The organism is Autumnicola aciditolerans, assembly GCF_041679265.1.
GTDB lineage: Bacteria > Bacteroidota > Bacteroidia > Flavobacteriales > Flavobacteriaceae > Autumnicola.
This window is the reverse complement of the sequence record NZ_JBGFSM010000004.1, coordinates 167,215-187,520: the sequence shown is the minus strand read 5'-3', so window position 1 is coordinate 187,520 and position 20,306 is coordinate 167,215. Positions and strand designations below refer to the sequence as shown.

Annotated in this window: 10 protein-coding genes; 4 read left to right on the top strand and 6 right to left on the bottom strand. The window is 41.8% G+C overall.

Annotated elements, in window-relative coordinates:
• The 3 genes from AB8M93_RS05655 to pruA all read right to left on the bottom strand — a co-directional run.
• On the bottom strand, window positions 1-1,095 hold a 1,095-nt coding region (locus AB8M93_RS05655; RefSeq protein WP_373056603.1), incomplete at its 3' end, for a PKD domain-containing protein.
• A gap of 190 nt (window positions 1,096-1,285) precedes the next feature.
• Window positions 1,286-11,365: a DUF8693 domain-containing protein gene (locus tag AB8M93_RS05650; protein WP_373056602.1), complete on the bottom strand. Its 10,080-nt coding sequence runs from the start codon at window positions 11,363-11,365 to the stop codon at window positions 1,286-1,288.
• A 273-nt stretch (window positions 11,366-11,638) separates the two neighbouring features.
• The gene (gene pruA, locus AB8M93_RS05645; protein WP_373056601.1) at window positions 11,639-13,264 is read right to left on the bottom strand and encodes an L-glutamate gamma-semialdehyde dehydrogenase; all 1,626 of its coding nucleotides are present in this window, start codon (window positions 13,262-13,264) and stop codon (window positions 11,639-11,641) included.
• A gap of 131 nt (window positions 13,265-13,395) precedes the next feature.
• On the opposite strand from pruA, the gene AB8M93_RS05640 reads away from it, so the two are divergent.
• Window positions 13,396-14,109 carry an NRDE family protein gene (locus tag AB8M93_RS05640; protein ID WP_373056600.1) on the top strand — a complete coding sequence of 238 codons (714 nt, stop codon included), beginning with the start codon at window positions 13,396-13,398 and terminating at the stop codon, window positions 14,107-14,109.
• Here AB8M93_RS05640 and apaG read toward each other — a convergent pair.
• From apaG to AB8M93_RS05625, 3 genes are read right to left on the bottom strand one after another with little or no spacing between them, the layout of a single operon-like run.
• Window positions 14,106-14,492, bottom strand: a complete 387-nt coding sequence (gene apaG / locus AB8M93_RS05635; RefSeq protein WP_373056599.1) for a Co2+/Mg2+ efflux protein ApaG — start codon at window positions 14,490-14,492, stop codon at window positions 14,106-14,108. The two genes, AB8M93_RS05640 and apaG, sit on opposite strands and share 4 nt — an antisense overlap.
• A gap of 2 nt (window positions 14,493-14,494) precedes the next feature.
• On the bottom strand, window positions 14,495-15,592 hold the full coding sequence (locus AB8M93_RS05630; RefSeq protein ID WP_373056598.1) for a DUF3667 domain-containing protein: 1,098 nt from the start codon (window positions 15,590-15,592) through the stop codon (window positions 14,495-14,497).
• Between the two features lie 18 nt (window positions 15,593-15,610).
• Window positions 15,611-16,864: a type IX secretion system plug protein gene (locus AB8M93_RS05625; RefSeq protein ID WP_373056597.1), complete on the bottom strand. Its 1,254-nt coding sequence runs from the start codon at window positions 16,862-16,864 to the stop codon at window positions 15,611-15,613.
• Between the two features lie 169 nt (window positions 16,865-17,033).
• On the opposite strand from AB8M93_RS05625, the gene AB8M93_RS05620 reads away from it, so the two are divergent.
• The 3 genes from AB8M93_RS05620 to nqrC are packed head-to-tail and all read left to right on the top strand — an operon-like array spanning window position 17,034 to window position 20,304.
• The gene (locus tag AB8M93_RS05620) at window positions 17,034-18,377 is read left to right on the top strand and encodes a Na(+)-translocating NADH-quinone reductase subunit A (RefSeq protein ID WP_373056596.1); all 1,344 of its coding nucleotides are present in this window, start codon (window positions 17,034-17,036) and stop codon (window positions 18,375-18,377) included.
• Between the two features lie 14 nt (window positions 18,378-18,391).
• Window positions 18,392-19,573, top strand: a complete 1,182-nt coding sequence (locus AB8M93_RS05615) for an NADH:ubiquinone reductase (Na(+)-transporting) subunit B (RefSeq protein WP_373056595.1) — start codon at window positions 18,392-18,394, stop codon at window positions 19,571-19,573.
• A gap of 2 nt (window positions 19,574-19,575) precedes the next feature.
• Window positions 19,576-20,304 carry an NADH:ubiquinone reductase (Na(+)-transporting) subunit C gene (nqrC, locus tag AB8M93_RS05610; protein ID WP_373056594.1) on the top strand — a complete coding sequence of 243 codons (729 nt, stop codon included), beginning with the start codon at window positions 19,576-19,578 and terminating at the stop codon, window positions 20,302-20,304.
• Window positions 20,305-20,306: the final 2 nt, after the last annotated feature.

Genomic DNA, 20,306 nt, shown 5'->3' with positions numbered 1-20,306 from the left:
TTTTTTTGCTGAATTCCCATTGACATCTGTCACGCTAAGTTCTACGGAATTGCTGCCAATATCGTCACAGTCAAAACTGGTCTTATCCAGGGAAAGCTCATCAATAGCGCAATTATCTGAAGAACCATTGTCGATTTCATCTGCTGAAATAGTGGCCTGTCCATTAGCATCCAGTTCAATGGTGATATTTTGAATTTTTACGGTAGGCTTTATGTTATCCTGAACAGTGACTATAGCCGATTTTTTTGCTGAATTCCCATTGACATCTGTCACGCTAAGTTCTACGGAATTGCTGCCAATATCGTCACAGTCAAAACCGGTCTTATCCAGGGAAAGTTTATCAATAGCGCAATTATCTGAAGAACCATTGTCAATTTCCTCTGCTGAAATAGTAGCCTGCCCATTAGCATCCAGTTCAATAGTGATATTTTGAGTTTTTACGGTTGGTTTTATTTTATCCTGAATAGTGACTGTAGCCGATTTTTTTGCTGAATTCCCATTAACATCAGTCACGCTAAGTTCTACGGAATTGCTGCCAATATCGTCACAGTTAAAACTGGTCTTATCCAGGGAAAGCTCATCAATAGCGCAATTATCTGAAGAACCATTGTCGATTGCATCTGCTGAAATAGTGGCCTGTCCATTAGCATCCAGTTCAACAGTGATATTTTGGGTTTGTACGGTTGGTTTTATATTGTCTTCAACTTCAATTACAATGGTTTCTGAAGAATAATCTCCATTGCTATCGGTTACTGTAACGGTATAATTTCCGGGCAGAAGATTGGAAATATTTTTAGTATTTGATGTAAAATTCCCATCACCGGACCAGGAATAAGAATAAGGTGCTTTGCCTCCTGAAATTTTGATGCTTATTTTGCCGCTAGCAGTAGTAATGCATTCTGCATGTTCCAAAGAGGTAACGTTAATTTTGGGTCCTGCTATCTTGTAAGCAGACATAAGATTTTGAATCTCCTCTTTTTTATCGTAGGAAATTTCTTTACTGTTGGATTGCGAAACGGTTAAGAAGATATTTCCTAAAACCGTTATAATAATTAATTTCTTAATAAAATCTTTAGCAGGAGTAGTTTTCTGCATAGGCAATAAATTTTTCCCTAAAGCCCAAACATACACATAAAATCGATTAAAAGCATCTTTTTGAGGTTAAAGAACTTCTATTTGAGATTTTAGATAAAAGTGGTGAAATACGAAGAAGCGTTATGGCATAAAAAAACCACCTTCTGTTTGATTAAAGAAGATGGTTCTATTCAAAATTTTATGGGACTTCTTATTTCATGATCATCTTCTTATTTTCTTTGCCTTTTGCCCCTATTAATTTAACAATATAGACGGCAGCCGGGAACTGTTTTACAGGTAAAATCACTTCTTTTTCCGTAGCAACATCATCAAAATGTTGCACTGTTCTTCCAGTAAGATCAAAAATTATTACATCATCTATTTTAATAAGTTCAGGATTGTAAACCTTCAGTTCACGAGTGTTCATGTTATAATCTATATGCACCGTACTATAAGGAGATTCTTCCTCCTCCTCTTCCTCGTCAGGGACAGGAACAGGAGTCTGTTTTTTGTAGAAAATCACGCTAAATCTTTCATCTGCAAAACCACTCTCCGCTTCTGCATGATAGGCACCATCTGCGAAATCATGGATACTGTCATTTAGCTGATCTCTAAGGTAAATCTTGTAATTCTTATCCATATTTTCAGTGGAATCTATGGCTATAGTAAATTCACCTTTTTCTTCCAGCTGTATGCCAAGAGGTAATATTCTCTCCGGTCCAAAATCTGGTACTGCCTGTATCACGTACTCTCTTTGGTTGATTAGCCAATACATATCGTCCAGGTTGTATTCAATAAGGGGGGCGTCATAGCCAAGGTCTACATTCTCTGTAGTAACAGGATCTGCGGTAACCAAAATTTGCCGGTGATAGCCTTTTGGAGAATCAAACCTCATCCTGATTTTAGCGCGTTCGTCTTTTTTCGCTTTTGATGTTTTTGTAGGATAGATGGGTTTAAGAAAAATGGAATTACTGGAGGATTCCCTTATTCCTTCTCTTTGGCTGTTCTTAAAAATAATATTTCCGGCATTCACATTTATACCTGTGCCACCTGCGCCACCAGAGGAGATATCCAGGCCGGTGTTAATAAAGAAGCCCTGTCCTACCGGAATATATTGCTGCGGGATTTTTGTTCCCTGTGCTTCATTGTCATTTATTCTTTCATCTATAGAAACTGCAGGAACCGCACCTGCAAGAGTAAATGCTGCATAGCCTCCAACGTACTCCCTTAAAATATGAGTATGTCCCGCAAAATGGTCCCAAAAATATACTACTCCATTAAAAACATTTTTTGTATTTCTTGCCCCGGCCACATCACTTTGGTTAAGGTTATCCAGGATAAACTCCCGGGCATCCATAGCAGAGGGGTATGGATTGCCTATCAAATAATTTTTATCCATTCCCACAGCAAGGGTGAAGTCCCCGTTATGAGGCTTACCTTTAAAGACATAGTTCTGGCGGTCTGAAATTGCAGCATTCCCATCTGTTCCTTTCATGGTAAAGCCCTCCCCGGTTTTAAGACTTCCGGAGGAACCAATGTGAACCCATTCTTCATAAACATCAGATGTGCCATTAAACCTCCAGAGCCAGTACTCACTGGTAGTTATTGGATTTGACCTTGCTCCGTCCGCTGCTTCATGCCCGGGCCGGAAGTTTATGATTTGGGGATTATTACTATTTGTACCATCACGTAAAATTTGAGCAATGGTATAATCTGAATTATTTGCAGTTCCCTGGGCACTCACCGGGCTGGACCAGTAATTATAATTAAAGCTGCTTCGGGTGCCCTGCTGATCTCTTTCCAGCCAACCGGTGCTGCTCTCGGCAAGTAAACTGCCTTCATCCTGTAGCAATTGCGATTCACCGGTGAGGTCTATGTTTCCATTGAGAAGGAGGTAATGGGTTACCCTTAGCATCTGCCCGCTGTTACTTTCATTATTAGCCTGGGAAGGATTCGCAACGGTTAATTTACCAGATTCTGATTTTAACCCCAAAACAGTAATGTCTTTGGCATCGGAACTTATATTGTTCTGAAGTTTCACAATATTCCAATCTATAGGGTCGCCGGTTACACCCTGGCCATTGGGAATATCCCAAACCGTTGGCCGCAGCCATGTAGAGTTAGTTGTCCATTTACCGTCTGTATTAGAAATATACGGAAGGGGAGCAGTGTTTTCCTGCAGCGTGTTCATATTGTGTAACCTGCCATTTACAGCACTCGAAGAAAGATCAGGAGTAAAGCCACCCCCAATATTTGCTGTGTTAAGTTGATAATATCCTGCAAGATTGGCAAAACTTAGGCCGCCGGGAACATCCATAGGGATTTCCACGCCCATTTTTGTTCCATTATTGTACAGCCTCTGGTTCATCATGAAGCGTACCTGATCTACACTTAGAACAGTATTCCAAATTCTTACTTCTTCAATCCAGCCTGTAAAGAAGGTGTCTATATCTCCTGTCCCGGAATCATACCTTGCACCAATTAAAAAGTTCTCATTATTAGGTGAAAAAGGCACATTGCCGTTGGCCACTTTCAACCCGTCAATATACATCGTGGCATTGGAGCCGTCGTAACTTACAGCAACGTGATACCAGCGACCGTTGGCAGCGATGCTGTTTGCTGAGGTTATTCTTGCAGTGCCTGCTTTAAAAACAGGTTTGTTGTTTTCTATCAGCAGCTGGTATCCGGGTCCGCTCCAGATAAATCCTGATGCAGCTTCTGGCCGAACCCAGGCTTCTATACTATAGGCGGCATTATAAGATTTTCCAAGATCTACATAATCATCCACACCATCAAAATCCAGGGTGGTACAGTCTGTAAATACCACTTCAACAGCTGCTGAAGATGGTGGGCATGTGCTTCGGGAATCAGGGGTTATGCTCCAGTTAATCACATAAGGTGTGGTTGCCGAAGGAGCGGTAAAGGTTGCATTAGGATCTGTAGGGTCAGAGAAATAAGCATCAGACTGAGCCTGTGTTAACCCTGATACCGACCACCTTGCGGTGGAATTATCATCCTGAGCAAACTCCTCTACCTCGCCTGCATAATAACGGGAAATAATTTTCGCATTCAATTTAACCGTGTTTAAACCACAGGTAAAATTCTGATTGGGAGCCAATTGAGCCTCTGCCGTGTAATTGTCAAAGGCAAAAACACTTATGGAAGTGGTATTCCCACCGGAACTGCGGCATTCATTTCCATTGTCATCCAGCAGGATATAAGAGGTCACATAAAAAGTGTTAACTCCTGGCTTATCCGGGGTAACGGTAATATTTTCTGTGGAGCCAATTTCCACTCCGTCCTCATCTGTCCATTCAATTGCAACATTAATGGGTTTGTCTGGCAGCGTAATATTATCCAATGCCCAGATACTTCGTGGAGGATCGTTTCTTCCATCAAAGGTAAACCTCACTCTTAATCTGGGCTGGCCAACATAGTCTGATAAATCTATTACCTGATTGCTTCCACTAAAATCCTGGTAATTGTTGGTTCTGGCGACTCCACTTGCATCAATGCCATAGGCTCCGTTTCTTAATACAATATTATAAGAACTACCGCCATCTAAAGAAAGTTCGATCTTCATTTTTGAATTTGGACCCATGATAAAGGCCTCGTCAAAACGCAAAGAAGCCGTAGATAATCCAAATGTGTTGAAGACCGGCGATTCCAAAGTTGAAAGGTTTTGGCCGCTCACAATAGCGAACTTTCCATCCTTTGCATCAAACACTTTAGATCCGTCCCGTGTATCAAAAGGATGATCATTGGTTTCAGACCAGCGGTTGGGTTTTGTGTTATTTCCGTTGGCAGGAAAATTGTTGCTCGTGCTGCCATCTACTATCCAGCCTTCCGGATTAGCATTATTAAAATCTCCTGAAGTAATATAAGAACCGGAAGCATAGCCGCTTTGAGAGGTAAGTAACACATCCTCACCAAGGCAAACAATATCTGCACTGGCCTCCACAGGACTTGGTTTAATATCATCTGGAATTACATTTACCACGGCCATTTTAGAATAAGCTAATTGTCCACAGGAACCACTCTGGATCACTGCCCTGAACATGGTGGTGCCGTTAATACTGCCATAATTATTGAAGGTGTCACTGGTATATGGATTGCCATTGCCGCTTACCGGAATCCAGGTATTGGTTTGCGGATTAAATTTCTGCCAGTCCTTTATAGTACCTGTATATCCTGAAGCTACAATATTCACAAGGAAATTTGAGGTGGCATCATAACAAATAAGATAAGAATTGGGATTCCCGGCAACATCAAAAGTCAATTCTCCGCCAACAGGAACTGGGTCTATTCTCACGTTAAACTGGGCCGTAACTTCAGAACAACCTCCACTTGCGGGAATAGTATTTGTAACTGTATAAACATCGTTAGGATCTGAAGAGTTTGGTGTACTTGCACTAATATCAATAACTCCGGTGGCAGGATTGATCACCAGGCCAGGGGGTGCTGTAAAGGTGCCGGCGGTACCATTAAGTACAGGAGCAGGGTCTGTTGCAGAATCCTGGCAGAAGGCGTTACTGCTGTAAGAGAAATTAGCTACAGGAAGTTGAGTGACAGTGATTTCAAAATCGAAGGAAACTTCAGCGCAACCATCATTCTGTAGATCTATGGTATTGGTAACGGTATAAGTGCCCGGGGTACTTGCCGCTAAATTAATTTCTCCGGTACTGGTATTAACAAATACCAAGCCCGCATTATCTGCAGAAAATATGCCTGCCTGGCCCCCGGCCGCTAGTTCAGCAACAGGATTAGAAGCATTGGAACAGTACTCAGAAGCAGTATAACTGAAATCCGGGATAGGTTTTTCTGATACGGTGATATTAACACTGGCAGATACCGCAGCACATCCATCCTCACTGGTGCCGGTGTAATCTACACTTCTTGTGATGGTATAGGTTCCCGGAGCACTATTGCCAAGGTTAATAGCGCCATCAGAAACATCTAAATCCAGGCCGGCCGGAGTAGCGCTAAAGGAATCAACATTCTCATGCCCACTTTCAGCAAACGAGATAACAGGATTGCTATTCTGGTTGTTATCCCTGGTGTCTTTACATAAAATATCCTGATCATATCCAAAAGTGGCATCGGGTTCTTCCCCTATAGCCAGATTGAATATTGCCGTTACAGCAGCACAGGTGGCGGTTGCAGAGGTAGAATAGGTGATAACATATTCACCCGGGGTGCTGGCATTGGGGGTGATTTTTCCATTTTGCAGATCTATCGAAAGGCCAGTGGCAGGCTGTACGCTAAAGCTGCCTTCTTCTAAGATGAAATTGCTTCCCAATACCGATGGCTCTTTTACATTGGCATCGGTTTCACAAAACTCTGCCGCGGCATAAGTAAAACTGGTAATCACCGGTTGTGGAACAATAGTAAGGATTTTCGATTTTGAGGCTTCCACGCAGGAAGCATTGCCACTTAAGGTAAGCGTAAGCATCACATCTCCTGATTCGTTGCTGCCGGGAGTATAAGTAGCTTCTGTTAAAGAAGTTGCTGAAGAAATGCTTCCTGTTCCATTATGAGTCCACAACACGGCAGAATAATTAGACCCGCTGGCATCTGCTCCAATATTAATAGCTCCTGAAGTATAGCACCTTTCCAGATTATTTCCCACTGCAATCGTTGGCTCTTCGCTCACGGTAATTTTAGCAATGGTGGAATATCCGGTATCGCAGGTGTATCCGGCAGGGCCGTCTATAATAACATCGTAATTTCCCGCATCGGCTGCTGTAAGGTTGCTAATATTGAGATTAGCGGTGGTAGCTCCGGAAATACGGCTGTTGTCTGAAAGTTCCACCCCATCTTTACGCCATCTGAAGCCAGGATTTCCTCCGGTGGCGGTTGCTGAAATCGAAAGGGATAAATTTTCATTTTCACAAAGATCCTGGGAAACCGGCTGGGTATTTACAAGAATATTCTCATCCACGTTAAAAATGACTTCATCAGATTTTACAGGTGCTCCGCAGGCACTCTCCCCACTTACCTCTACATAGTAAGATCCGCTATCTGCAGGTTGCGCATTATTAAAGCTAAGTATGGCTGAAGTTGCACCAGGTACTGCAGTTCCGTTTTTGAACCACTGGTATTGAAGATTGCTGCCTGTAGCAACAACAATTAATTCCTCATTACGGGTGGAGCATACGCCAACGTCAAAAGGCTGTGTGGTTATCACCACCTCTTTGTTTATTGTTAATTTCATTGAATCACTAACAGCCTGGCACGGGCCGTCGGGATCATTGGTGGTAAAAGTTAGAGTTACCTCCCCATTTTGAACATCAATTGCGCTGGGGGTATATATTGCATTTGCACTATTGTTTGAGAAGCTGCCGGATCCGCTGGTTGTCCATGTGCCTGTACTTGCCCCACCGCCCAAAGTGGCAGCCATACCGGCAGTAGTATTGGAACAAATTGTTTGGTCTGGCCCTGCATCTACCACAGCATTAGGATTAACGGTAATTGTAAATGATTTTGCATTTCCCTGGCAGGAATTTGCTTCAGGAGTAATGGTAATAGTGGCTACGATAGCCGTAGCAGAAGTATTTACAGCTGTAAACGAGGGAATGTTTCCAGTTCCGTTAGCACTCAACCCAATACCTGGGCTGTCATTGGTCCAGCTGAAGGTAGATCCTGAAACGTTTCCGGTAAATGTTATTTCTGAAACAGAGCCTCCATTGCAGGCATACACATCAGCCGGTAAATTCACTGAAGGGGTTGGGTTAACAGTTATTTTAAAAGTTTCGGCGGCCCCGCTGCATCCATTCGCCTCAGGGGTAACCGTAACAGTAGCCGTAATAGGAGCATTTCCTGTATTAAGGGGAGTAAAAACAGGAATATTTCCGGTTCCGGCTGCAGCTAACCCAATTGATGGTTTGTCGTTAGTCCATTTATAGGTAGTCCCGGAAACGCTGCTTCCGGAAAAAACAATTTCAGAAACAGAGCCATTATTACAGGAAATTATATCTGCAGGTTTGTTCACAGTGGGAGTGGGATTAACAGTGATCTTAAAGCTTTGAGCTATGCCCTCACAATTGTTCGCCATGGGAATCACGGTTATATTAGCGACCTGCGACGTTGCAGTAGTGTTTTTTGCTGAAAAAGAGGCAATATTTCCGGTGCCGCTTCCTGCCAGGCCTATAGAAGGGTTGTCATTGGTCCAGCTGAAGGATGTGCCTGAAACATTACTTCCCGAGAAATTAATGACCGGAACAGTAGCATTGTTGCAAACGGTAACATCGATTGGAGTGCTAAAAGCCGCTGAAGGATTTACGGTTATTGTAAAAGTCTCTGAAGTCCCGGTACAGTTATTAGCAGTAGGGGTAACGGTAATGGTAGCTACTTTAGGAGTATTCCCGCTGTTGATGGCCATAAATGAGGGTATGTTTCCAGTACCACCTGCTGCAAGGCCTATGGAAGGGGTGTTATTGGTCCAGCTATAACTGGTTCCGGAAACACTGCTGCCGGAAAAAGCTATAGCCGCCACATTGCTGTTATTACATGCGGCAATATTAGTGGGTTTATTAACAGTTGGGTAAGGATTAACAGTTATAGTACCGGTTTGGGAAGTTTGAGTACATGGGCCGGTAGTATTTACGATGTAATTAAAGCTGCCTGCAGAAGAAGGGCTTCCTGAAATAGTAAAATTTCCGTTGCTGAAGTTACCCGTTAAACCTGCTGGTAAACCGGTTACACTGGCGCCGGTAGCTCCGCCTCCAATGGCAAAACCTATTGGAGCAATGGCAGAATTAATGCAAACCGCCTGATTTTTATTTGAAGGATTGTTTATAGTAGCATCAGGTGTAAAAAAGATAATCATTTCATCACCACCTGGACCGCATGCTCCTGATGGAGCATCAGTGGTTAGATTTATTTTTACCTGGCTTAAATTCAAATCGCTTTGACTTGGTGTATAGGTAAATGGGAAACCCTCTGTATTGCCATTGGGAACACCAGAGATATTTCCAGAGCCTGTGGAAGTAACTTTATCTACTTTTAATCTTTTATTAAAACCAATAGTAGCTACAATGGTGATAGGATTTCGGGATTTACAAACTGTTTGGTCGGGTCCAATATTTGCTTCTACATGGTTTCTTACGGTAATTCCACTATAACTTACAGATGGACTTGACCCACAAATATTAATAGCTTTAACGCTTACTGAAGCATTATTGGTTTCCAGTGCACTGGCATTTACCCTTACAGTGATAGCATTTGTGTTTACTCCTGAAGTAATTTCCCAGCCCTGAGGTAATGTCCAGACATAACTCTTTGCATTTGGATTTGCAGGAACTGAAAATACCAACCCTGTAGCTGGAGGGCAAACGGCAGCCACTGGCCTGTTTTGACCATCTACAGCAGTAATCGCAGTTGGAGTGGCCGGCACCCCATTGGTAGCCTGTACGCTAAAAGACTGGGAAGGAGAGCTGTCTCCACAGCTGTTCCTTGCAATAACAGAAATATTACCACTGGAACCGGCAGTGACCCTGATGGAATTGCTTGTTGCTCCTGAAGTTATAGCCCATCCGTTTGGAACTGTCCACTCATAGGAGGTAGCATTGGTGATAGCAGGAATGCTGTAAGTAAGATTGGTGGTTCCTGTACATACTTCTACAGGACCAGTGATTGTGCCAGACATTACAGGAGCAGGTTTACTAACTCCAACGGCAAGTGTTCTTGCAGTGCTGGTGCCACAGTCGTTTTTAGCTCTAACGCTAATGCTGCCGCTGCCGGAACTGCCCGTGGTAACTGTTATGGATTCTGAAGTGCTGCTACCGCTCCATCCACTGGGGAGAACCCATACATATTCTGAAGCGCCTGCCACGGGTGTAATACTGTAAATTTCGGAAGTGTTAGGGCAGACGGTTGTTGAACCACCTATGGTGCCGGGCGTGTTAGGGGTGCCATCTTTAACAGTAACAGCTAAGGTCTGAACCGGCCCTGTTCCACAATCATTTATAGCTCTAACGCTAATATTTCCGTTGCCGGAAGCACCGGCGGTCGCAGTTATAGAAGTGCCGGTGCTGCTGCCACTCCACCCGTTTGGCAGCGTCCATTCATAACTGCTGGCGCCGCTAACAGCGGAAATGGAGTAGGTGGCTGATGTGCCTGGACATATAGCATTATTTCCGGTGATTGTACCGGGCATTACTGGTGTTCCGGGCTTTATAGAAACATTCCAGGTATATTTTGTGCTGGTTCCGCAATCATTGGTGGCCTGAACAGAGACATTGCTGTTCCCTGAAGAATTTGTATTAACCTGTATTGATGTGGCACTTGTTCTTTGGGTGCTGCCATCAGGTAAAGTCCAGATATATTCAGAAGCCCCGGAGACCGGTGAAATTTCATAAGTTTCAGAAGTAGAAGGACATACACTTGTTGCGCCGGATACTGGAGCAGGACGGGAAGGGGTGCCGCTTTTTACAGTAACGGGTAAAGTTTGTGAGATTCCTGTTCCGCAGGAATTTTGTGCACTCACAGTGATATTGCCCCCATTGTTTCCTGCAACCACAGTAATGGAAGTACTGCTGCTGTTACCCGTCCATCCCTGTGGTAAGGACCATAAGTAACCTGAAGCATTACTAACATTTGCAATAGTATAGGTTACCGAAGCTCCGGGACATACGGCGGTTTCCCCCGAGATGTTTCCTGGTTGGGCAGGAGGCCCCGGTTTTTCTGAAATGGTGATAATATTACTGGAAAAATCCGGAGTACAGGGAACGCTCGATTTTACGAATAATTGTATTTTATCTCCATTCTGTAAATTGCTGCTGGAAAAGCTACTAGTGCTTCCCACACTTGAGGTAGTGCTATTGCGGGTAAGTTTCCAGTCATAGGTAGGATTGCTGCCCCCGTTGGTGATGGAAGATATAACAAAATTGACCGTTTCGCCGGGGCAAATATTAGAATTTGAAGCCTGGATTTGCAGCGTTCCGGTACGATTGGCATTTACCGTCATGGTTAAAACACTACTGGCCTTGCTACAGGAAGTATTATCAGCAGAAGTAACGGTCACCTGGATCTTATCATTACTGGCAAGACTGGTAGGAGTAAAGCTAGGGCTATTACTTCCTGCCGGTGCTCCGTTTAATGTCCATGCATAAGATAAGTTTGTTCCTCCCGAGGGATTGGCTGTAAAGGTTACACTGGTTCCCTGGCAAATGGTTAAGCCCTGGTCTGAAGTTACACCTACAGAAGAAGGGCACTGAGCCTTCATCTGAAACATCAGCAGGCAGAAACAAAAAGTTAAGAATATTTTTAAAAAAGGTAGTTTTTCACCCATAGTCCGAAAATTATAGCATCAACATCACGATAATTGTGGGGAAAATCGGAAGTCACAAAAAAGCTTTGGTAAAACTTTGGGGCAAAGCGAATTAGCTTATAAATGTATAGTATTTTTACAAACCTTTAATAAATATTCGTTGAAGAACTTTAATTCTCGTTGAAGAGATAATATTGTGCTTTTGAGGAGGGTAAATTATTCTGAAAAAGAGCGATTTAGTGATAAAAAAAGCCGCGTCATGCGCGGCCTTTCTTAAAGTTATTTCCTATAACTTTATTCGCCCATAAAGGGATATCGGTAATCTGTAGCCGGAACAAAAGTTTCTTTTATCAGCCTTGGAGAAACCCATCTCAACAGGTTTAATTTAGAACCAGCTTTGTCATTGGTTCCACTGGCTCTTGCACCTCCAAAAGGCTGTTGTCCTACAACAGCTCCTGTTGGTTTGTCATTAATATAAAAGTTTCCGGCAGCATTCTGAAGTCGTTTTGTAGCCTTTGCAGCTTCATAACGATCTCCGGAGAAAATAGCACCGGTTAATCCATACATGTTTTGGTCTACTATATCTAATGTATCTTCCCACTGGTCATCTTTATAAACATAAATAGTTACCACAGGTCCAAACAATTCGGTGCACATTGTTTCGTATGTAGGATTGGAAGTAACAATAACGGTAGGTTCTATAAAGTAACCCTTGGATTTGTCGTAACCACCTCCAACAACAATTTCAGCATCTTTATCTTCTTTCGCCTGGTCTATATATTTTGCCAGCTTATCAAAAGAAGCTTCATGAATTACCGCATTAATAAAATTGCCCATATCTTCAGCGGACCCCATTTTAAAAGAATTCACATCTTCAATTACAAAATCCTTGATTTCAGGCCAAAGGCTTTCCGGAAGGTAAACTCTTGAAGCAGCACTACATTTTTGTCCCTGGTATTCAAAAGCTCCGCGGGAAATGGCTGTAGCAACCTGTTTGGCATTAGAAGTAGGATGCGCGATAATAAAATCCTTACCTCCTGTTTCTCCTACAATACGAGGGTAAGATTTGTATTTGTGAATATTGTTCCCAATCTGTGCCCAGATATTCTTAAATACGGTGGTACTACCTGTGTAGTGTATCCCTGCAAATTGAGGACTTTCAAGAACTACATCAGTAATCATTTTTGGATCTCCCATGACCATATTTATAACTCCGTCCGGCACTCCTGCTTCTTTAAATACTTCCATGAGAACCTGGGCTGAGAAAATCTGGCTGTCACTTGGTTTCCATACCGCCACATTTCCCATTAAAGCTGCGCTTGAAGGTAAATTTCCTGCAATTGCAGTAAAATTAAATGGAGTCACTGCGTAAACAAATCCTTCCAATGGGCGGTATTCAATACGGTTCCAGTTTCCATCTGAAGATTCTGGCTGGTCGTCATAAATTTGAGACATGTATTCCACATTAAAACGAAGAAAATCACAAATTTCACAGGCAGAATCGATTTCAGCCTGATAAACATTTTTAGACTGGCCAATCATGGTTGCCGCATTCATTTTAGAACGGTACGGCCCGGCAATAAGATCTGCTGCTTTAAGAAAAACTGCCGCTCTTTGTTCCCATTCCAGATTTGCCCATTTTTCACGGGCCTTCAAGGATTCTTCAATGGCTTTTTCAATATGGTTTTTGCTGGCTTTATGATAAACCCCCAGATCATGCTGGTGGTCATGTGGTGGGTGCATGGTTGCGGTTTCACCTGTTTTAATCTCTTCGGAACCTATATAAAGCGGCACCTCAATTTTATTGTTGTATAGCTCTTTGTACGTTTTTAAAACTTCTTCTCTTTCGGGGGATCCTGGCTCATACGATTTTACTGGTTCGTTTGTGGCGACAGGAACATGAAAAAATCCTTTTCCCATAAATTTTTTAGGTTTTTAGCGTTTGATACTTAGTGGCTAAAGGTAAAAAAATAAAGTGGGATTCATATTTATATAGCCAGTATTCACGAAAGCTTAACTTTTTTTGTAACTTCATAAGATTTCCAAAAATTATGTGTACCGTTAGCCTTGTTGCTCAACCTGAAATTTATAACGCTTTTATTTTAACTTTTAATCGCGATGAAGCTGTAAACAGGGAAAATTTGCCTCCTTCGTGGGAAACATATTCTGGTAAAAGATTGTATTTTCCCAAAGATAAAGTTGCCGGCGGAACTTGGCTTGGTGTTAGTGAAAAGAAAAGGCTTGTCTGCCTCTTAAACGGAGGTTTTAAAAATCACCGGCGGAAGGAGTCCTACAGAAAAAGCAGGGGAGTGGTAGTGAAGGATTTTCTGGCAAATGAAGAAGTAAATGAAGAAATCCTGAATTATCCTCTCGAAGATATTGAACCTTTTACCATGATTATTGTGGATTGGAGAAAGGAATTAATATTTATTGAATTCGTGTGGGATGGCAATGAACGGCACCGGAAGCATCTGCCGCTTACCAGCCATATATGGTCTTCCTCGCCTTTATATTCTGAAGAAATAAAAGCGCAGCGCTTGGAGTGGTTTAAGGATGTAAAAGATGAAAAGGAATTGGATGCGGAAGCACTGCTGGAATTTCATCATTCTGCAGGAGCTGGAGATAAGAATTCCGGCCTTATAATAGACAGGGGATTTCTGAAAACACAGAGTATCTCTCAGGTTGAAAAAACCAGTGATGCATTAAGATTCTGGTACAAAGAACTGGCCGGCGGCAAAGTATCAGAAGAATTCCTGAAGGTTTAATTTAAAGCGAAAGGCGCGCTTAACCTAAAGCTTGGAATGCGTACCTTGAATTTTTTTGCTGAAGTGAAATTTACCATATTATAATAACCTTTCATGGCTCCAAAAGGAGCTGTAAGAAGGCATCCGCTTTGGTAGGAATGTACTTCTCCCGGCTTTAAAATTGGCTTTTTTCCAACAACGCCTTCTCCTTTTACAATTTCGGTTTTATTTAAGGCGTCTTTTATTTTCCAGAAACGAGAAGTAAGCTGAACGGAATCATTGCTCTGGTTTTCAATCGTGATGCGATAACCAAAGGCAAAACGAATCTGATACTCTTTGAAGTAAACTCCTTCAAAGTGCGTTTCAACAGAAATCTTTATTCCACGGGTTACCTGTTGGGTCATATTTAAAAGATTGCAAAGGATGCAAGTGCTGAAAATGCGGCTGCGATCACTGCTAAAATAAAGAATATACCGCTTAGAATGATGAACTTTAGAACCGTTTTAACACGGCCCTGGTTATAAAATTTTCTTAAGGCCTTATATAAATAAGCTACAAATACAGTGATTGCTATTGTGGTTCCCCAGTCTCCAGAAATAAAATAATCAAAGATGAGCGCAAGGGAAAACAGTACAAAAAAAGTAGTTTGCACATGAAAGGCAAAAATGAGGTGCTCCATGTAGTTAAAGGGCCTTCTTACATATAAGAGCCACATAAAAAGTGCGAAAACCGGAAGGTAGAAAAAAATGATAAATGGAAGTTTGCTGATAAAATAATTTACAAAAATCGAAGGATTTTCATATATCCTGTTAAAGCTAACAGCCTTTTTGTATAACCATTCATTAGTAGTGGTTTTGGTAAAATGCAGGCTGTCCAGCGCCTTTTCAGAATTTACAATCCGCGTTTCTTTATGAAATTCGTAAAAAATATTAAGTTTTTCGGTATTCCTGTTCCAGAAACCCATAGTGTCCATATCTTCCTCGGGGATATAAACATCTGCATAAGAATTTTCCTGTGTGGGTTGCGGTGCCTCGGGATCCAGGCGTAATTCTTTGTCCTTTAAAGCCGGGAGTATTTTAAGGTTCTCATTTATTTGATTAAGGCTGTCTTTTGGCATTTGAGTCAGCTCTTTTCTTATGGCATCACGGTCATTGGCAAAACTTACTTCATCAAGAGAGCTGGAAAAACCCATAATTAGGAAAAATATAATAGAAGCGCTCAGGTAAAACCGGAAGGGATTCGCATAGCGCATCCTTCTTCCCTGTATGTAGTCTTTTGAAATTTTGCCTGGCTGGAATAATAAGGCTTTCAGCGTACGCTGAAATCGGGAATCGTAAGCAAAAATGCCTGAAAAGAATTCAGAAAAGAAATCATCAAAACTTAGTTTTTTGGTGCTGTTCATTTGGCCGCAGCGCGGGCAAAAACGGTCACTAATGCTAAGCTGGTGATCACAGTTAAGGCACCTTGTCCCTCTGTATTTTAACAGCGACCTTTTAACTTTCATAATCTCTATGGCTGGTTGTTAATTCCTGATGTTTAGGGAGCTGGCTTTTCCCAGCCCAATCACCCGGTCATATCTTGCTCCCGGAGTCCTGTAGTACACCACTACCTGGTAGTCGTTTTCAGTTTCGTCAAAATCCCCGCTTATAAAACCTTCATTCAGGCTGCCATCGGTATTAAGCAATATATATTTATAATTATAAAATCCCTGCTTAAATAGCCGTACTCCTTCAAAAAAACCGGTTTCTTCATTAAAGCTTAATCTGGTGGTTTCATCCAGTACGAAATTATTAAATTTTCCGTAGATGTGCAGCTGTCCGCCATTAAGCGGACGTGAATTTTTTAGCTGAAAATGTACCCATACGTATTCTGCCTCAATATCTGGATTATTACCGGAAAGTGTCCTCACCACAAAGCCGCCGTTGATATCTGGGTTATAAGTATAGGGTTCAAAGGCACGCGTAAAATCAGGGAACAAAAAGTGGTGGTAGAGTTCCTCCAGTTCTATATAATTAATATCTCCCGTGGTGGCCCTTAAATCTTTACTGTCAAACTGAATATATTCATTGCCGCCCCAAAAAGCTGTAGGCTCATCATATTTGTAGATAAGCTCATTGCCAATGGTGTATTGCGGCTTTATGTTTTTAATAGCTGTTTTGAAATTGTGGTTTTGAAGAAGGAGTACTTTTACGTTTTCAGCTGGGTTTTTCAGAAGAAATTCAGATGAAGTGATGCTGAAGTTTATTACCTGCTTTTCATTGATAAAATTGATGTTTCTGGATCTTCTTACCGTTACGCCTACTTTTGCAATGGGTTCATAAACTATAAATTTCCGGGAAAAAACAAGTTCTCTTTCGGCATTAAAGATCTTGATCATGTAATTGCCGCTTACTTTAAGGCCTCCAGTATCGCTATTTGGAATTTGTAATTCGTAATGGGAATAAGGCTGCAGGGTATTCAGGGAATTGGTGTAATTAAAAATACGAATATCATCAAAACCCAGCAAATATTCATTTTTGGACAGGCGGGAGGGCGTCCAGTCGTAATTGTAATGTTCAATTACATAATAATAATCGGCTTCGTCTCCTATAATATCATCAAACGAAAGCCTCAGGCTTTCTCCCAGGAGCATAATGGGATCGCTGCCGGGAGCAGCATCACTGCCGTTAAGCTGAATGGTCCTGATGTAATTTGGGGGGAGGATTTCTACCTCTGCCTGGCTATAGCTAGCGGCAGTGTTAAGAATAATAAAAGAAAAGAGTAGAACTGCTTTCATTTTTCAAAAGTATAAACATTTTTAACATCAAAACAATCGCTTAATTTTTGGCTTCTCATTTTAACAGTTGAGGCTTGTAAAAAACTCCTATTTGTTGGGAAAAGTGAGGTGAAAATTCATAAATTTGCACGACTTTAAAATAAACATTTTTTAACATACACTCCATCCTATGTCAAAAGACATTCGAATTAAAAGAGGATTATCTCTAAAATTAGAAGGAGAGGCGGAAAAGGAACTTGCAGAAGCTCCAAGATCTAAAACCTACGCTATTAAGCCGCCGGATTTTCACACAGTTGTACCTAAAATGGTTGTAAAAGAAGGAGCTAAGCTTCTAGCTGGTGATGAAATTTTCTTCTCAAAATATACTGGTGAAGTACGGTTTACCAGCCCGGTTAGCGGAACGCTAAAAGAAATAAAGCGTGGTGCGAAGCGCAGGATCATGGAAATTATAATTGAAGCAGATCCTGAAGATACTTATAAAGATTTTGGGAAAATGGACGCTTCAGCTTCAAGTCCGGAAAATGTAAAGGCGCGCATCCTGGAAAGTGGTTGTGGCGCCTTTATTAATCAGAGGCCATACGATATTATTGCAGATCCCAAAGATTCGCCCAAAGCTATTTTTATTTCTGCAGTAACTACAGCTCCTTTGGCTCCGGATGCAGGCTTTATTCTTAAAGATAAAGTAGCTGCTTTTCAGGAAGGGGTAAATGCCATGAGAAAGCTTACCAGCGGGAAAGTTCATCTTTGTGTGGATGACAGTTCAGCTAAGGTGCTAAACGATATCAAAGGAGTGGAGCTGCATCATGTTAGCGGCCCTCATCCTGCAGGAAACGTTGGGGTTCAAATCCATAAAATTGATCCTTTAAATATGGGAGATCGGGTTTGGACGGTTGCAGCGGAAGATCTTACCATTATAGGGAATGTTTTCCTTACCGGGAAGTATATTGCAGACCGTACGGTGGCAGTAACTGGAAGCGAGGCCAAAAACCGTAAATATTACAAAACTAAAATTGGTGGAAATGTTACCGATCTTATAGGTGAAATTTCTGACGATGTAAGGATTATCTCTGGCAACGTACTAACAGGACAAAAGCTTTCTAATCACCAGTATGTTGGATTTTTTGACAGTGAAGTCACTCTTATTCCGGAAGGTAATAAGTACAGGATGTTTGGATGGTTGCCATTTACTTATAACCACATCCATTCAAATTCGCATACCTCTCTTTCCTGGCTGTTCCCGAATAGAAAATACAAACCCACGACAAATCTTAACGGGGAAGAGCGTGCTTTGGTGGTGACGGGAGAAATGGAAGAGGTGATGCCTATGGACATATTTCCTATGCAGCTTATTAAAGCATGTCTTGCAGGCGATATTGAAAAAATGGAAAATCTGGGCATTTATGAAGTTGCTCCGGAAGATTTCGCCCTGGTGGAATACGTTAATACTTCTAAGATCGAAATTCAGGAAGTAATACGTTTAGGTTTGGATTTAATGATTACTGAAGTTGGATAAAAAGAAGTTTAACTATGGAATGGATTAGACAGAGATTAGATAAAATAAAAGAACCCTTTGCAAAGGGTAATAAATATGAGAAATTTGCTCCGGCAGTAAATGCCCTGGACACTTTTCTTTTTACTCCTAATCACACTACCCAAAAAGGATCTCACATTAGGGATGCTGTAGATTTAAAAAGGGTGATGATTACGGTGGTAATTGCACTTATTCCTGCTTTGCTTTTTGGAATGTGGAACACCGGCTACCAGTATCTGGTTCAACTTGATGAGCCTTTTACCTTTTGGGATGCTTTTGGACATGGAGCCTTAAAAGTGCTTCCTATGATTGTGGTTTCTTATGCCGTAGGTTTGGGAATTGAATTTGCCTTTGCTATCTTCAGAGGGCATGAGGTAAACGAAGGATATTTGGTAACCGGCTTACTTATCCCTATGATTATGCCTGTTGGATTGCCGTTATGGATGATTGCCGTATCTGTTGTTTTTGCAGTACTTATTGGGAAAGAAGCTTTTGGGGGTACAGGAATGAATATTCTTAACCCGGCTTTAACTGCCAGGGCATTTGCCTTTTTTGCCTATCCTACCTATATGTCCGGTAACCAGGTTTGGGTAAGTAATGCATGGGAAGTAGACGGGGTATCGGGAGAGACCATTTTAGGTACTTTGGCCGCGGGTCACGATGTTCATTATTCTGCCATGAATATGTTTACAGGAGTAATTCCTGGTTCTGTTGCAGAAACTTCTGCTTTATGCATATTAATTGGTGCCGTTCTTCTGGCTATTACCAAAACAGGAAGCTGGAGAATCATGCTTAGTGCCTTTGTAGGGGCTGCGGTAATGGGATTAATTTTTAACGCCCTCCCGGCAATGGGACTGGAAGGTAATGATCTTACCAATTTCCCATGGTATCTTCATCTTATTGTGGGTGGCCTGGCTTTTGGTATTGTATTTATGGCTACAGATCCGGTTTCCGGGGCACAAACCTTAAAAGGAAAATGGATCTACGGATTCCTGATTGGATTCTTCTCTATTATGATAAGGGTTTTTAACCCTGCATATCCTGAAGGAGTGATGCTGGGGATCCTGTTAATGAATGTTTTCGCTCCAACGATAGATCATTATGTGATTCAATCCAACATCAAGCGAAGAAAGAAAAGAGTTAACACTACTAATGCGCAGGTAGAAACAGCAGTTTAGTTATGGAAGAAAAATCAGTAAATAAAACAAATAGTAACGGGTACACCTTTGTTTTTGCGATCATTATGGTTTTGGTCGTGGCATCTGTACTTGCTTTTACAGCAACCTCCCTACAGCCTATACAATATGAGAATGTAAGGCAGGAGAAAATGCAGAGTATTCTTAATACTTTGGGAATAGAGACAGACAGGCCGGGGGCACAGGCTCTGTATGATAAATATATTACCGAAGAAATTGCCCTTAAAGAAGATGGTACCGTAGCAGAAAATGTGGATGCCTTTAATGTAGATCTTGCAAAAGAAATTAAGAGAGAAGATACAGAGCAAATTTATCCATTATATGTCGCGGAATATGAAGGAGAAAAATACTATATCGTACCGCTAAGAGGAAATGGCCTGTGGAATGCTATTTTTGGATATATTTCCCTGCAGGATGATATAAATACTATTAAAGGAGCAACCTTTGACCACCTTGGGGAAACCCCGGGATTGGGTGCGCAAATTACCACTACCTGGTTTAGGGAAAGTTTTGTTGGAAAGAAAATTTTTGACGATACCGGGAAGTTAGAAGGAGTTTCTGTTGTGAAAGGGGGAGCTTCTACAGACCACGAGGTTGACGCGATTTCCGGGGCAACCATTACCGGAAATGGAGTGTCTAACATGATTTCAGAAAGGCTAAGGCATTATATACCTTACTTTCAGCAACAAACAGATATGAAACTTACAGAGTAATT

Excerpts from the sequence above, each read along its gene's own strand:
- AB8M93_RS05650 (WP_373056602.1), bottom strand. The coding sequence starts at position 11,365 with ATGGGTGAAAAACTACCTTTTTTAAAAATATTCTTAACTTTTTGTTTC.
- apaG (WP_373056599.1), bottom strand. The coding sequence starts at position 14,492 with ATGACCCAACAGGTAACCCGTGGAATAAAGATTTCTGTTGAAACGCAC.
- pruA (WP_373056601.1), bottom strand. The coding sequence starts at position 13,264 with ATGGGAAAAGGATTTTTTCATGTTCCTGTCGCCACAAACGAACCAGTA.
- AB8M93_RS05620 (WP_373056596.1), top strand. The coding sequence starts at position 17,034 with ATGTCAAAAGACATTCGAATTAAAAGAGGATTATCTCTAAAATTAGAA.
- nqrC (WP_373056594.1), top strand. The coding sequence starts at position 19,576 with ATGGAAGAAAAATCAGTAAATAAAACAAATAGTAACGGGTACACCTTT.
- AB8M93_RS05630 (WP_373056598.1), bottom strand. The coding sequence starts at position 15,592 with ATGAAAGTTAAAAGGTCGCTGTTAAAATACAGAGGGACAAGGTGCCTT.
- AB8M93_RS05625 (WP_373056597.1), bottom strand. The coding sequence starts at position 16,864 with ATGAAAGCAGTTCTACTCTTTTCTTTTATTATTCTTAACACTGCCGCT.
- AB8M93_RS05640 (WP_373056600.1), top strand. The coding sequence starts at position 13,396 with ATGTGTACCGTTAGCCTTGTTGCTCAACCTGAAATTTATAACGCTTTT.
- AB8M93_RS05615 (WP_373056595.1), top strand. The coding sequence starts at position 18,392 with ATGGAATGGATTAGACAGAGATTAGATAAAATAAAAGAACCCTTTGCA.